At 66.3% G+C, this 13836-nt stretch carries 12 protein-coding genes and 2 pseudogenes; 4 read left to right on the forward strand and 10 right to left on the reverse strand.

What is annotated here, in order from left to right:
* Positions 1-11: 11 nt before the first annotated feature.
* The 4 genes and pseudogenes from U1F38_RS10875 (at position 12) to U1F38_RS10890 (ending at position 5230) form a co-directional block, all read left to right on the forward strand.
* Positions 12-2254, forward strand: a pseudogene (locus tag U1F38_RS10875) (DUF3141 domain-containing protein).
* A gap of 50 nt (positions 2255-2304) precedes the next feature.
* Positions 2305-3207: pseudogene (locus U1F38_RS10880) on the forward strand (bifunctional enoyl-CoA hydratase/phosphate acetyltransferase); the annotation flags it as partial.
* A gap of 18 nt (positions 3208-3225) precedes the next feature.
* Positions 3226-3999 carry an enoyl-ACP reductase FabI gene (fabI, locus tag U1F38_RS10885; RefSeq protein WP_409987088.1) on the forward strand — a complete coding sequence of 258 codons (774 nt, stop codon included), beginning with the start codon at positions 3226-3228 and terminating at the stop codon, positions 3997-3999.
* 40 nt (positions 4000-4039) lie between these two features.
* Positions 4040-5230: an acetate/propionate family kinase gene (locus tag U1F38_RS10890; RefSeq protein WP_409987089.1), complete on the forward strand. Its 1191-nt coding sequence runs from the start codon at positions 4040-4042 to the stop codon at positions 5228-5230.
* Positions 5231-5235: 5 nt separating this feature from the next.
* On the opposite strand, the gene U1F38_RS10895 is transcribed toward U1F38_RS10890, so the two are convergent.
* From U1F38_RS10895 to buk, 10 genes are all read right to left on the reverse strand, one after another.
* Positions 5236-6345 (reverse strand): transglutaminase-like domain-containing protein, encoded by a 1110-nt coding sequence (locus U1F38_RS10895; protein ID WP_409987090.1) that lies wholly within the window; start codon positions 6343-6345, stop codon positions 5236-5238.
* A gap of 170 nt (positions 6346-6515) precedes the next feature.
* Positions 6516-6749 carry a hypothetical protein gene (locus U1F38_RS10900; RefSeq protein WP_409987091.1) on the reverse strand — a complete coding sequence of 78 codons (234 nt, stop codon included), beginning with the start codon at positions 6747-6749 and terminating at the stop codon, positions 6516-6518.
* Between the two features lie 45 nt (positions 6750-6794).
* Complete coding sequence (locus U1F38_RS10905; protein WP_409987243.1) at positions 6795-8024, reverse strand: MFS transporter; 1230 nt, start codon at positions 8022-8024, stop codon at positions 6795-6797.
* 236 nt (positions 8025-8260) lie between these two features.
* Positions 8261-9193 (reverse strand): electron transfer flavoprotein subunit alpha/FixB family protein, encoded by a 933-nt coding sequence (locus tag U1F38_RS10910; RefSeq protein WP_409987092.1) that lies wholly within the window; start codon positions 9191-9193, stop codon positions 8261-8263.
* A gap of 19 nt (positions 9194-9212) precedes the next feature.
* The gene (locus U1F38_RS10915; protein WP_409987093.1) at positions 9213-9962 is read right to left on the reverse strand and encodes an electron transfer flavoprotein subunit beta/FixA family protein; all 750 of its coding nucleotides are present in this window, start codon (positions 9960-9962) and stop codon (positions 9213-9215) included.
* Positions 9963-9976: 14 nt separating this feature from the next.
* Entirely contained in the window at positions 9977-10420 is a 444-nt protein-coding gene (locus U1F38_RS10920) for a MaoC family dehydratase (protein ID WP_409987094.1), read from the reverse strand.
* 61 nt (positions 10421-10481) lie between these two features.
* Positions 10482-11399, reverse strand: coding sequence for a phosphate acyltransferase (locus tag U1F38_RS10925; RefSeq protein WP_409987095.1), 918 nt, complete (start codon positions 11397-11399; stop codon positions 10482-10484).
* Positions 11399-11686, reverse strand: coding sequence for a hypothetical protein (locus tag U1F38_RS10930; RefSeq protein ID WP_409987096.1), 288 nt, complete (start codon positions 11684-11686; stop codon positions 11399-11401). Before U1F38_RS10930 ends, U1F38_RS10925 begins: the two co-directional genes overlap by 1 nt.
* Positions 11687-11694: 8 nt before the next feature.
* A protein-coding gene (locus U1F38_RS10935) for an IS3 family transposase (protein ID WP_409985737.1) occupies positions 11695-12881 on the reverse strand; the annotation gives its coding sequence in 2 pieces (ribosomal slippage) (positions 11695-12626 and positions 12626-12881; 1188 coding nt in all).
* 30 nt (positions 12882-12911) lie between these two features.
* On the reverse strand, positions 12912-13793 hold the full coding sequence (gene buk, locus U1F38_RS10940; RefSeq protein ID WP_409987097.1) for a butyrate kinase: 882 nt from the start codon (positions 13791-13793) through the stop codon (positions 12912-12914).
* Positions 13794-13836 lie beyond the last annotated feature (43 nt).

The following is a 13836-nucleotide window of genomic DNA, read 5'->3' on the forward strand; positions in this document are numbered from 1 at the left end:
GGAGGACTCTCATGTTCAATTTCTGGTCCATGCCCCAGCAGACCGTCGACTACGTCGGTGACGCGTGGCAGCGCAGCATCCTGTATGCCGACGTCATGCGTCAGCGCGGCAACCAGTACCGCGCCCACATGCAGGAAACCGCGCCCAACGTGCTGGACTTTCCGGCCACGCTGGTGATGCGCGGCGACACGCTGCCGCGCCCGGTCAATTACGGGCTGGTGCGCATACAGCCCGCAGCCGGCGTGGCCACCGACCCCACCCAGCGCCCCTTCGTCATCGTCGATCCGCGCGCCGGCCACGGCCCGGGCATCGGCGGCTTCAAGGCCGACAGCGAAATCGGCGCCGCGCTGGCCGCCGGCCACCCGTGCTACTACGTCGGCTTCACGCCCGACCCCATGCCGGGGCAGACGGTCGAGGACGTGATGCGCGCCGAGGCCGCCTTTCTGCGCAAGGTGATCGAGCTGCACCCCGACGCGCACGGCAAGCCGGCGGTGATCGGCAATTGCCAGGCGGGCTGGCAGATCATGATGGCCGCCGCCGTCTGGCCCGAGCTGTTCGGCCCCATCATCCTGGCCGGCACGCCGCTGTCGTACTGGGCCGGCTGGCGCAGGCAACCCGATGCGCTACGGCAAGGACTGACCGGCGGCAGCTGGCTGACCGCGCTGGCCAGCGACATCGGTGCCGGCAAGTTCGACGGCGCCTGGCTGGTGCAGAACTTCGAGAACCCCGGCCCGGCCAACACCCTGTGGGAGAAGAAGCACCACGTCTATGCCAATGTCGACACCGAAGGGCCGCGCTTCTGGCCTTCGAGAAATACTGGGGCGGCCACGTCTGCCTCAACGACGTGGAGATGCAAACCATCGTCGATGATCTGTTCATCGGCAACAAACTGAGCTCGGCCGAGCTGGTCACCAGCGACGGCGTGCGCATCGACCTGCGCAACATCACTTCGCCGATCGTGGTGTTCTGCTCCTATGGCGACAACATCACGCCGCCGCCGCAGGCGCTGGGCTGGATCACCGACCTGTACCGCAGCGACGACGAGCTGCTCGGCCATGACCAGACCATCGTCTGGGCGACGCACCAGAGCATCGGCCATCTCGGCATCTTCGTGTCCGGTGCCGTCGGCCGCAAGGAACACACCAAGTTCACCAGCAACATCGACCTGATCGACATGCTGCCCGCCGGGCTGTTCGAGCTCAGCGTGCAGGACAAGGCGCCGGACATGGCGCACGCCGAGATCGTGCCTGGCGACTACCTGATGACCGTGCATCAGCGCACGCTGGACGACGTGCGCGCCATCGTTGCCCCCAACCCCGACGAGGTGGCCGCAAGCGACCGGCGCTTTGCCGCCGCCGCTCACGTCTCGCAGGTCAATCTGGCCCTGTATCGGCGCTACCTGCAGCCCTGGGTGCGTGGCGCCGTCACCCCGCAATTTGCCGACGCGCTGCGCGCCTGGCATCCGCTGCGCATCGGCTACGAGATGTGGTCCGACCGCAACCTGCTCGCGCCCTTGGTCGAGCAGCAGGCCGAATCCGTGCGCGCCGATCGCAAGCCGGTGGGCGCCGACAACCCGTGGTGGAGTTGGCAAGAGGCCTGCTCGGACGCGATCACGCATTCGCTGCAGGTGTTCAGCCAGTCGCGCGACGAGGCCGAAGAGATGGCCTTCGAGGCGATTTACAGCCATCCGCTGGTGCAGGCGCTGGCGGGTCAGGCCGATCCAGCCGCGGCGTTGCGCCCGCACCCTGGCGACACCCCCGAACACCGCGCCTGGATGGCGCAACGGCTGGGCGGCCTGCGTGCGTCGATCGAGCAGGGCGGCCTGCCCGAAGCGACGGTGCGGGCGTTGATGTTCGTGCTGCAACCGCGGCGCGAAGCGGACGAGCGCCAGTACCGTCGCGCCTTGCTGCTGCGCCAGACCGAGCTGGCGAGCCGCCTTGACATCGAGGACGCGCGCGAGCTGGTGCGCCGCCAGGCATTGCTGATGCGTGTGGCCGGCGCCGAGGCCATGGCCGCGCTGCTGGCGCGCGCACCGGCCCGGCATATCCGCACCGCCTTGCAGTACCTGGAGGCGATGCTGACGACCGGCGAACCGTTGCAGGACGAAGAGCTGGCACGCTGGCAAGCCATGCAGCGGGTGTTCGAGCGCGCCGCGCAAGCCAGTAGTCCGGCATTGGCGCTGGCGAGCGCCGCTGCACCGAAGCCACCGGGCCGGCGCGCTCCCCGCAAGACAAAAGTGAGGCAAGCATCATGACTTCGAACGAATCCAATCAGCCGGGCACCGGCCAAGGCGCCAGCCTGCGCGGCGTTGATCGGCTGATCGCCCACGTGCGCGGCCTGCCCGCGGTACGCATGGCGGTCGTCCATCCCTGCGATGCACTCAGCCTGGGCGGGGCCATGGATGCGCGCGACGCCGGCGTCATCGTCCCGGTGCTGGTGGCGCCGGAGGAAAAACTGCGCCGCGTGGCCGCCGACGCCGGCATCGACCTGGCGGGCTGCGAGATCGTCGACGCGCCGCACAGCCACGGCGCCGCGGCCACCGCCGCGCGCCTGGCCGGCAAGGGGGAAGTCCAGGCCATCATGAAGGGCAGCCTGCACAGCGACGAACTGCTCGGCGCCATCCTGGCACCGGACGCCGGCCTGCGCACCGAGCGCCGTCTGACGCACTGCTTCATCATGGAGACGGCCAGCTACCCCCGGCCCTTCATCATCACCGACGCAGCCATCAACATTGCCCCCACGCTGCCGGAAAAAGCCGACATCGTGCGCAATGCCATCGAACTGGCCCACGTCATCGGCGTGCCCGAGCCTCGCGTGGCCATTCTTGCCGCCGTCGAGACGGTGAACCCGAACATGCCGGCAACACTGGATGCGGCCGCGCTGTGCAAGATGGCCGACCGCGGCCAGATCACCGGTGGCCTGCTGGACGGCCCTCTGGCCTTCGACAACGCCGTCTCGCCCGAGGCAGCGCGTGTCAAGGGCATCAAGTCGCCAGTCGCCGGTCGCGCGGACATTCTGGTGGTGCCGGACCTGGAAAGCGGCAACATGCTGGCCAAGCAGCTCGAATACCTGGGCGGCGCCAGCAGCGCCGGCATCGTCTTGGGTGCGCGCGTCCCGGTGGTGCTCACCAGCCGCGCCGATTCACGCCAGTCCCGACTGGCCTCGTGTGCCATTGCCGTCATGCTGGCGCAGCCCCGGCGCGCTTGATCCGGTCGCGAGCGAAGCATGAACCCCAACCCCTACAGCCTGGCCGGCAAGAACGGTCTGGTTCTCGGAATTGCCAACGACAGCAGCATCGCTTTCGCCTGTGCCCGGCTGGCGCGGAGCATGGGTGCCGAGCTCGTGGCCACATGCCAGAGCGACAAGGCGCGTGGCTTCGTCGAGCCGCATACCCGGTCGCTCGGCATCGATCTGGTCAACTGCGACGTGCAGACGCCGGGCGAACTCGAAGCTGCGGTGTCGCTTGCGGTGCAAAAATTCGGGTCGCTCGACTTCGCCATCCACTCCATCGCCTGGGCGCCGCTGACCGATTTGCACGGCGAGGTGATGGACAGCTCGCGCGAGGGCTTTGCCCGGGCCATGGACGTCTCCTGCCACAGCTTCGCCCGGCTTGCTCGCCTGTGCGCGCCGCACATGCCGGCCGGTGGCAGCCTGCTGGCCATGAGCTACCTGGGCTCGAACGAAGCGGTGCCCAACTACGGCCTGATGGGTCCGGTCAAGGCGGCGCTTGAATCCATGGTGCGCTATCTGGCCATGGAGCTGGGTCCCGGCAACGTTCGTGTGCATGCGGTCTCGCCCGGCCCCATCCTGACACGCGCCGGCTCGGGCATCGCCCACTTCGATGCGCTGATGGCGAACGCGCGAGCCAAGGCGCCGCTGCAGCGCCTGGTGACGCTTGATGAAATCGCGCAGCTCAGCGCCTTCCTGTGCATGGACGCCGCCAGCGGCATGAGCGGCCAGACCATCTACGTCGATGCCGGCGTTCACGCGATGGACTGATGGGTGTGCAGCCAACTGATCGATTCCAGGAGTTCCGACCATGAGTGACAGCGTCATCCTCGCCCTCAATTGCGGCTCGTCCAGCATCAAGTTCGCGGTGTTCGACGCCAGCACCCAGCCGCTGCCGCGCACGCCGCTGTGGGGCGGCAAGGTTCAGGGCATCGGCGGGGCGACGCCGCACTTCGACGAAACGGGCAGCGCGTCGCAGGCCATCCAGCTCGACGCCGAACACCCCAACACTGCCGCGCTGGCGCTGATCCGCGAGCGCGTCACTCAGCGGCTGCAGGGCCGACGCCTGGCCGGGGTGGTGCACCGCGTGGTGCACGGCGGCCAGCACTACTTTGCTGCCACCCGGGTGACGCAGCAGGTCATCGACGAGCTGCGCAGCTACATCCCGCTGGCGCCGCTGCACCAGCCGTTTCCGCTCAAGGCCATGAGCCTGCTGCTGGCGCAGCACCCGGACGTGCCGCAGGTGGCCTGCTTCGACACCGGTTTTCACCGCACGACCGGGCCGGTCGAGCAGATGTTCGCGCTGCCCTGGACCGCGTGGGAACGCGGCGTGCGCCGCTACGGCTTTCATGGCCTGTCCTACGACTACATGAGCCACGCGCTGCCCGAACGCCACGGCGACGCCGCGCGCGGACGCACCATCGTCTGCCACCTGGGCAGCGGCGCCAGCCTGTGCGCCATGCGCGAGCTGCGCAGCGCGGCCACGACCATGGGCTTTTCGGCGCTCGACGGCCTGATGATGGGCACGCGATGCGGCGCGCTGGACCCGGGCGCGGTGATCTACCTGATGCAGATCGAAAAGCTCTCGCTGGACGACTTGGCCCACATGCTTTATCACGACTCGGGCCTGCTGGGCGTTTCCGGCGTCTCGGCCGACCCGCGCGATTTGCTGCCGGTCGAAGCGCAGAACGAACGCGTGCGCCTGGCCTTGCAGCTGTATGTGCACCGCATCGTGCGCGAGATCGGCGCACTGACCGCCGTACTGGGCGGGCTCGATCTGCTGGTGTTCACCGCCGGCATCGGCGAGAACAACGACGTGCTGCGCGCGCGTGTGTGCCAGCAGCTCGGCTGGCTGGGCGTGCAGGTGGATGCCGCTGCCAATGCGCGCCACGATCCGGTCATCTCGCGCCCTGACAGCCCAGTGCTGGTGGGCGTCGAGAAAACCAACGAGGAATGGATTGCCGCATCGGAGGCGGCGCAGCTGTTGCAGATCGCGGCGTAAGCCGCTCAGGCCTTCACTTCGCGCGCCGAAATGGCGTACTTGAAGGTCGCCGGGTCGTACTGGTCCAGCCAGCCGTCGGCGTTCTCGGCCATCGGGTACATCACAAAGCCCAGTGCATCGCCCGCGCTGCCCGGCAGCTTGACGTCGTGCGCGGTGTTGTAGGCCATCCAGTTGCCCTCCCAGGCACCGTACAGGCCGGCAAAAACCGGGGCGATCAGCGGGTCGTCGGTGCGCTTGATCCACTGCGGCGTCTCTTGCCGCATCACCTTGGCCACGTCGGCCGGGTCCATCGCCGTCCAGCCGCGCGCCTGCAGGTACACCTCGGCGCGGCAGTGCTGGGCGCCGGCGAGGTTGCCTGAGTTGCTGCCCAGCTGCTGGTAGCCAAAGCCGGAGGGCGCCAGGCGAATGCCGTACAGGTCGCGCGCGGGCACGCCCACGGCGCGGCACAGGCCGACAAACAGCGCGTTGATGTCGGCGCACTTGCCGCCCAGGTTGCCGGTCTCCAGCATGGTCTTGATGTCGCCTTCGCCGCAGCCCTTGACGGTGGGCTCGCGCCAGGCGTTGGCCACCACCCAGTCGTACAGCGCGCGCACCTTGGCCTCGTCGCCGCGGGCGCCGCGCGTGGCCTTCTGGGCGGTCTCGCGCACGATGCCATCAAGGGGCAACAGGTGGGTGGGTCGCAGGGCGTCGCGCAGGGTGCTGGCGTCATCGCGCACGCGCTGCGTGCCCAGCGTGCGGCTTTGCGTGCGCACGCGGCTGGTGACTTCGACGTAGGGCTTGGCCACGCCGTCGGCAAACGCCACTGCAACCAGGCGCACGCCTTGCGCGCCATCGGTGGCGATGCCAGCCTGGCCGTTGCTGGCAAAGCTGTCGCCCAGCGGCACTTGCCAGCCGGTCTGCACCGAGGGCAGCGGCACCCACACGCGGGTGGCGCCGGTGGTGGCGGGCAGCTCGACGCGGGTGGTGACATCGAAGCTGCGCCAGTCGCCCGGCTTCGGTGCAAAGCGATGGGAGGAGGGGGGGCGTTGCCCGGTGGCGGCAAAGGCGGGGGGCAGGCTGGCAGCAAGGCCCAAGCCAGCCGCGCGCCGGATGAGGGAGCGGCGATGCAAGTTCATTCAGAGAACTCCAGTGGGTGGCGAAACACCGGTCGGCGCACACGAGGCGAGCGGATCGATCCGTCAACGCCAATGCTCCGAAGGCCGGTGGCTGGCGCTGGCGGGCGGCGCGCGGCGGGGGCGATTATCCGCCAGGGTCTTGATCCTGTCCTGTCTTCTCCGCGAATCCTTCAGGCCCGCGATGCGGTTGAACACCAGCGGGCCTCCTGCCTGATGATCGAGCCGATCGGCGACAAAACGCCGTAGCGCTCGATCCACAGCTCGCGGCCCAGCATGAAATGGCGCTGGCCCAGCTCGCGGTGGTGCGGGTGCACGGGGGGCGTGGAAGGGCTCCAGATGAGCGTCGCTGCCAAACACCTCGGCCGGACATCGATGAGGCGCTTGGCAGGCTCCAGCGCGGTCATGCCGCGCGGGATCAAGAGGTTGGCCGTCGCCGGCCGGAGCTTGCGTCAGGCCCGCGCCAATTGCCCGGTGCCACCAGCGGTCGCCGGCCGAATCACCGCGATCAACAGCACGCCAGCGGCCAGGGCCAAGCCCATCATCAAATACAGACCGGCCGTCTGTCCTCCAGTCATCTCGCTGAGCCAGTTCCTGATCGAAGGCATGAATGCAGGCCCGAGGTTGCCCAGGCTGCTGACCAGCCCGATGCCGGCGGCAGCGGTTTTCTTGGGCATGTATTCGCTGAGCGCCGCGAAGAACAGTGGCGTGGCCGACGACATGCCGAGTTGATACACCATCAGTCCAGCCAGACTCACGACCAGATTCCCTTGGCCCCAGATCATCACCGCGGTGCCCGCGGCGGAAATCGCACAAGTGGCGAAATAGTGCCAGCGCCGCTCGAGGTGCTTGTCGGAGCTGCGGCCGAACAGCACCATGCCGATCAGGCCGCATGCCGCGGGCAGGGCGGTCAAGATTCCCAGAAAGAACAGGTTCTGCACCCCCCAGCTTCGCACCAAGGTCGGCGTCCAGAACAGCACGGTATAGACCACCGACAACTGCAGGCAATAGACCAGTGCCATCGTGAACACCTTCGGATCGCGCAGCAGCGACCACGCCGACGCGTGCGAAGCGGTCGCGACGACCTGCGTGTCGTTGTCCAGATGGCTGCGCAGCGATCGCTTTTGCTCCGGGCTCAGCCAGTCGGCGTCCTCGGGCCGGTCCTTCAGGGTGAAAAAGGCCACGAGACCCAAAATACACGCCGGCAGGCCTTCCACGATGAATAGCCACTGCCAACCGTGCAAACCGTGCCAGCCTTCCATGTACTGCATGATGCCGCCCGACATCGGCCCGGCCATCAGCTTGCCCAGGGCCGCGCCGGTCATGAAGATGGCAATGGCCTTGGCGCGCCGCGCCGACGGGTACCAGTAGGTCAGATACAAAATGACGCCGGGGAAGAAGCCCGCTTCAAATGCACCGAGCAGGAAGCGCAAGACGTAGAACTGCATCGGGGTCTTCACGAACGCCATGCCGGCCGCGGCCAAGCCCCACAGAAACAGGATGCGCAACAGCGTCTTGCGCGCGCCCATCTTCTCGAGCAGGAGGTTGCTCGGAACTTCAAAAATAAAATAGCCGACAAAGAAGATGCCGGCGCCGAACGCGTAGGCCGCGTCGCTGAACGATAGCGTCTTCTCCATCTGCAGCTGTGCATAGCCGATGTTGATGCGGTCGATGTACGAAATGACGTATCAGACGATCAGCAACGGCAGCAAGCGCCACCCGACCTTGGAGAACAGCTTTTCATCGGCGGGGCTGTAGGTTTGATGCGGGTGATCCTGCGCTGGCATGTGGTGGGCCATGGCTTGTCTCCGTGCGCCGGTCAAAGACGGCAAGGTGTTGTCAAGATGTTGTGAATGAAAATTGCATTTGCTATTGGTGTCGCCAGCTACGACGGTCGCGAGTCATGCGTCCCGCTGCGTCACAGCGCCTTTACCAATTCGGGCACGGCCACGAACAGGTCGGCCACCAGCCCATAGTCCGCGACGCTGAAGATCGGCGCCTCTTCGTCCTTGTTGATGGCCACGATGACCTTGCTGTCCTTCATGCCGGCCAGATGCTGGATGGCGCCGGAAATGCCGCAGGCCACGTACAGCTGCGGCGCGACGATCTTGCCGGTCTGCCCCACCTGCAGGTCGTTGGCGGCGTAGCCCGCGTCCACCGCGGCGCGGCTGGCGCCGATGGCCGCGCCCAGCTTGTCGGCCAGTGGGGTCATGACTTCGTTGAACTTCTCGCTGCTGCCCAGCGCGCGCCCGCCCGAGACGATGATCTTGGCGGCCGTCAGCTCGGGGCGGTCGTTCTTGGCGATCTCCTGGCCGACGAAATGGCTCTTGCCACTGTCGGCCACCGCCGCCACGGTCTCGACCGCGGCGCTGCCCCCGCTGGCCGCCGCTGCGTCAAAGCCGGTGCCGCGCACGGTGATGACCTTGATGGCGTCCTGCGACTGCACGGTGGCAATGGCGTTGCCGGCGTAGATGGGGCGCTCGAAGGTGTCGGCGCTGTCGACCTTGGTGATGTCGCTGATCTGCGCCACGTCCAGCTTGGCGGCCACGCGCGGGGCGATGTTCTTGCCGCTGGCGGTGGCCGGAAACAGGATGTGGCTGTAGTCCTTGGCCAGCGCCAGCACCTGGGCGGCGACGTTTTCGGCCAGGCCGTGGGCCAGGCCTTCGGCGTCGGCGTGCAGCACCTTGGCCACGCCGGCAATCTGCGCGGCGGCCTGGGCGGCAGCGCCGGCATTGTGGCCGGCCACCAGCACGTGCACGTCGCCGCCGCAGGCCTTGGCGGCGGTGATGGTGTTGAGGGTGGCGCCCTTGATGGCGGCGTTGTCGTGTTCGGCGATGACGAGTGCGGTCATGTTTCTTCTACCCTCTTGATCAGATCACTTTGGCTTCGTTGCGCAGCTTTTCCACCAGGGTGGCCACGTCGGGCACCTTGATGCCGGCGCCGCGCTTGGGCGGCTCGCTGACCTTCAGGGTCTTCAGGTGCGGCTTGACGTCCACGCCCAGGTCTTCGGGCTTGACGGTGTCGAGCGGCTTTTTCTTGGCCTTCATGATGTTGGGCAGGGTGACGTAGCGCGGCTCGTTCAGGCGCAGGTCGGTGGTCACCACGGCGGGCAGGCTGATGGCGATGGTCTCCAGGCCGCCATCGACCTCGCGCGTGACCTTGGCCTTGTCGCCGTCGATTTCGAGCTTGCTGGCAAAGGTGGCCTGCGGCAGCTCGCCCAGGGCGGCCAGCATCTGGCCGGTCTGGTTGGCGTCGTCGTCGATGGCCTGCTTGCCCAGGATGATGAGGCCGGGTTGTTCCTTGTCCACCAGGGCCTTGAGCAGCTTGGCGACGGCCAGGGGCTGCAGTTCTTCGTTGGTCTCGACCAGGATGCCGCGGTCGGCGCCAATCGCCATGGCGGTGCGCAGGGTTTCCTGGCATTGCGCCACGCCGCAGGAGACGGCGATGACCTCGGTGACGACGCCCTTTTCCTTCAGGCGCACGGCCTCTTCGACGGCGATTTCGTCAAAGGGGTTCATGCTCATCTTGACGTTGGCGATGTCCACCCCGGTGCCGTCGCCCTTGACGCGTACCTTCACGTTGTAGTCCACCACGCGTTTGACCGCGACGAGTGCTTTCATGGGTGTGCTCCTCTTCAAACTTTTGCGCGCCGCGCGCGGGATGTGGTCATGACCGTTGCCTCGCCGTCGATGACGACGGTGCCGCGCACCTGGCAGGTTGTTGACAGAACCACACGGGCCTTGGCAAGGTCAACCGACACCACGGTGACGCACGCATGCACCGTGTCGCCCGGTCGAACCGGCGCCTTGAAGCGCAGTTGTTGGCCGAGGTAGATCGTGCCGGGCCCCGGCAGCCGATTCGCGATCGCCGCCGAGATGACGCTCGCGGTCAGAATGCCATGCGCAATGCGGCCTCCAAACTGCGTGGTCGCGGCGAATTCCTCGTTCACGTGCACGGCGTTGTTGTCACCGGAAACGGCCGCGAACAGCACGATGTCGGCTTCGGTAATCGTCTTGGAAAAGGTGGCGCTCATGCCTGGCTGCAGGTCTTCGGCGTCGTAACCATTCAAATCGTTCATGGATGTTTCCCTCAAGGCATGTGTGCGCCGGGCATCGTCAATGCCCGTGTTGAAGTCCGTCTCACGCACGCTCCCGATCCGACAGGATGCACAGTGCGATCACCATGCCCAGTATGCGCCGCTCCACGCCGTCGGAGCGGGAATTCAGGAGCATCGGCGCGGCAGCGCCCAGGATCACACTGCCGGTTTTTGCCTGGCCATGAAATTTCCAGGCCTTCGCGGTGGCATTGGCGGATTCGATGTTCGGGAACAGGATGAGGTCGGCTTGTCCCGCGACGGGTGAGTCCGCAAAGCCCTTGGTCTTGGCAGCCTCCGGGCTGATCGCCACGTCGTAGCCGAATGGGCCATCGACGATCATCCCTGGGAATGCGCCTTCGCGGCTCTCCTTGGTCAAGGCTGCGGCATCCACCGTCGCCGGCTGCTTGTCGGAAATTTTCTCGGTGGCCGCAATCGCCGCCACGCGCGTCTGCGCCAAGCCCAAGCTGCGGAACAAGGGGGCCGCATTGCGAAGAATCGCCCGCTTTTGTTCCAGAGTCGGCAGCGGCAGGATGCCGTTGTCCGTCGCGCCGATAAGCCGGGGCAGCGATGGCATCTCAGCGAGCGTGAGATTGGAAAGGACACCTTCACCGCGAATGCCGGACGTGTGGTCCAGCACCGCGCGCAGATAGCTGGTGGAATCGACCCCACCCTTGATCAAGAGCCCGGCACGCCCCGCACGCACTTCCGCGACGGCCGCGGCAGCCGCCGCGGCGGGTGTGTCGGCCGGCAGGGTCCGTATGCGCTCGCGCAGCGCATCGGGCACGTTGGCGAGAATGGCTTGCGGATTCCCGGAGATCGCTGCGGACGCAATGAGACCACCCTCCAGAGCGGCAACGATCGACGCCATGACGTTCGGCTCGTCTCCTCCCGCCACCGCGACGGCAACTGGAGGACGGCCGGCGACATGCGCCCGCATTTCTTCAAACGTGCGAATCGGCATCACTTGCTCTCCTCGGGTATGGCGACCGGCCAGGTCATCGGTGTCTCCTCGCCTGCCAGCGCCCGCGCCGCGCCTTGGGCCAAGGCCAGGCTTTCGTCGCTGCCAGGATAGACATGCATCGGTCCCAGTGGCGCACATTGGGCTTTCAGCCTTTGCACGACGCGCGCGCTGTGGGCCATGCCGCCCGTCAGGATGATTCCATCCGGACGGAAGTCGAGCACCGAAGCCATGGCGCCGATGGTTTTTCCGATCTGGTAGTGACCTTGCCCCTGGAATCCGTATCCCATAGCTGCTCTCATGCACTGGCTTGCCGGGGTTGATTGGCCTGCCAGTTCTCTTCAAACCGCATCGGGCTGACGTAGTCCAGCGTCGAATGCAGCCGTTCCCGGTTGTACCAGAGCAGCCAGCCAATCACCTCATCCATGGCCTGACGGCGAGTGTTGAACCGCTGCCCGTGCAGCCGCTCCACCTTCAACGAACCAAACAAGGTCTCGCTGCATGCGTTGTCCCAGCAGTTGCCCTTGCGGCTCATCGAGCTGGTGATGCCGTACTCGGCCAGCACCGCCGTGAACTCGCCGCTGGCGTACTGGCTGCCTCTGTCGCTGTGGAAGATCACCCCGGCATTCTTGCCTGGATGGCGCTTGAACCACGCCATGCGCAGCGCATCGATGACGATGCTGCGCGTCATGTCGCTGCGCAGACTCCAGCCCACCACCTGACGGCTGAACAGATCGATCACCACGGCCAGAAACAGCCAGCCTTCGTCGGTGGCGATGTAGGTGATGTCGCCCACCCAGACTTTGTCTGGCTCGGCCACGTTGAACTGCTGCCCAAGCAGGTTGGGCGCAATCGGCAGATCGTGGCGGCTGTCGGTGGTGACTTTGAAGCGGCGTTTGCCCTTGGCGCGGATGCCGTGCAACTGCATGAGCTTTTGCACCCGCTCTTTGCCTACGCGGATACCCCGGGCCAGCAGATCACGCCACACGCGGGGCCAACCGTAGCTGCCGCGGCTCTGGGCATGGATGGCCTTGATGTGTACCAGCAACGCGTCGTCGCTCAGGTGGCGACGATGGTCATCGCTGGCGCGCCGTACAAAGTGCTCGTGATAACCAGCTACGCTGACGCCGAGCACGCGGCACTGCACCGAGATGGGCCACACGCGCCGGTGGCGCTGAATGAAGGCGTACTTCACGTCGATGCCTTTGCGAAGTACGCCGTCGCTTTTCCCAGGATGTCGCGCTCCATCTTCACGCGCGCCAGTTCTGCGCGCAGCCGACTGATCTCCATCTGCTCGGCGCTCACCAGCTTGCTGTCGGCGCCGGTGAGTTTGCCGGCACGCTGGGCTTTGACCCAGTTGAACAGGGTCTGATCGACCACGCCCAGGGTGCGGGCGGCCGCCGCGATGCTCTGGCCGCCTTCGACCAGCCGCACGGCCTCTTGCTTGAATTCGAGCGTGTAGCGCGCTCTCGTCGTCTTCGTCATCTTCGTCTCTCCTTGCTTGGATTGAACCACTCAGCAAGGGATACGTTTTTCGGGGGCAAGGTCATAGAGCATCGCGTCATAGACGAGCTTGGCTTGCTCCTCGCCCGCGTCCACCATGGCTTCGACGCGCCGCATGTCCTTGGTGCCAAGGTAGGCGAAGACGCCACCTTTCCCATAAAGCTGCTTCATCAACGTCGCCTTGTCATAGCGACCGGAGTAGCACAGCTCGATCAAGGGCATGGGGGGCAGGCCGCCTGCGCGCTCTGGGCTGAAGGGCGACAGTTCCATTCGGTTCGAGCTGTCCACAATCCGGCCATTTTTCAGCGCCGCGATGGAGATCCCTGCGCCCATGTGTGCCACCACGGCGTTGAGTTTGGCAAAGGGCTTGCCCAGTTCACTCGCCAAGCGGCGCCCACAGGCGCGAATGTTGAGCGCATGGACAAAGCTGAAACGCGGAATCTCGGGAAACCCGGAAACGCGGGCGACCGGGGGAAGCTCGTCCACGCTGACCGGGTCGACGATGAATGCCGGGCAATGGGCTGCCGTGGCCATGCGAAACGCCAGCGGAGCCCCCAAGTTGGAAGCATGGTGGTAGCGCGGGGTGTGCAGCGCGAAATCCACCAACGCCTGGTTGACCGCAATGACACCCGCCGGGACCGGGCTGAGCATGCCGCCCCGGCCGGCGACCGCAGCCAAGCGCCCCACAGCATCCGTTCCGGCCAGAAATTTGCTCAGGCACTCGGCCCGGTAGTCGAACTGGTCGGCGATGCTGGCAAAGCCGGCCATCACTTTTTCGTCATGCTCGATCGTGTCTTCCCGAACCGGCTTGACCGCTGCGCCATCGCGTTCATACAACCCGCAGCGCATGGTGGTGGTGCCTGGGTTGATCGTGAGAATCATGTTCTGTGTCACAGCTCTCTCTCCTGGACAAGGCGTAGACGCAGGCGCAGCAAAC

The sequence above is a fragment of the Ottowia sp. genome, assembly GCF_046348305.1.
Taxonomy (GTDB): Bacteria; Pseudomonadota; Gammaproteobacteria; order Burkholderiales; family Burkholderiaceae_C; genus Ottowia.

Bases quoted from the DNA above. Each gene is read 5' to 3' on its own strand.
- fabI (WP_409987088.1), top strand. From the start codon at position 3,226: ATGAACCCCAACCCCTACAGCCTGGCCGGCAAGAACGGTCTGGTTCTC.
- U1F38_RS10890 (WP_409987089.1), top strand. From the start codon at position 4,040: ATGAGTGACAGCGTCATCCTCGCCCTCAATTGCGGCTCGTCCAGCATC.
- U1F38_RS10895 (WP_409987090.1), bottom strand. From the start codon at position 6,345: ATGAACTTGCATCGCCGCTCCCTCATCCGGCGCGCGGCTGGCTTGGGC.
- U1F38_RS10900 (WP_409987091.1), bottom strand. From the start codon at position 6,749: ATGACCGCGCTGGAGCCTGCCAAGCGCCTCATCGATGTCCGGCCGAGG.
- U1F38_RS10910 (WP_409987092.1), bottom strand. From the start codon at position 9,193: ATGACCGCACTCGTCATCGCCGAACACGACAACGCCGCCATCAAGGGC.
- U1F38_RS10915 (WP_409987093.1), bottom strand. From the start codon at position 9,962: ATGAAAGCACTCGTCGCGGTCAAACGCGTGGTGGACTACAACGTGAAG.
- U1F38_RS10920 (WP_409987094.1), bottom strand. From the start codon at position 10,420: ATGAACGATTTGAATGGTTACGACGCCGAAGACCTGCAGCCAGGCATG.
- U1F38_RS10925 (WP_409987095.1), bottom strand. From the start codon at position 11,399: ATGCCGATTCGCACGTTTGAAGAAATGCGGGCGCATGTCGCCGGCCGT.
- U1F38_RS10930 (WP_409987096.1), bottom strand. From the start codon at position 11,686: ATGGGATACGGATTCCAGGGGCAAGGTCACTACCAGATCGGAAAAACC.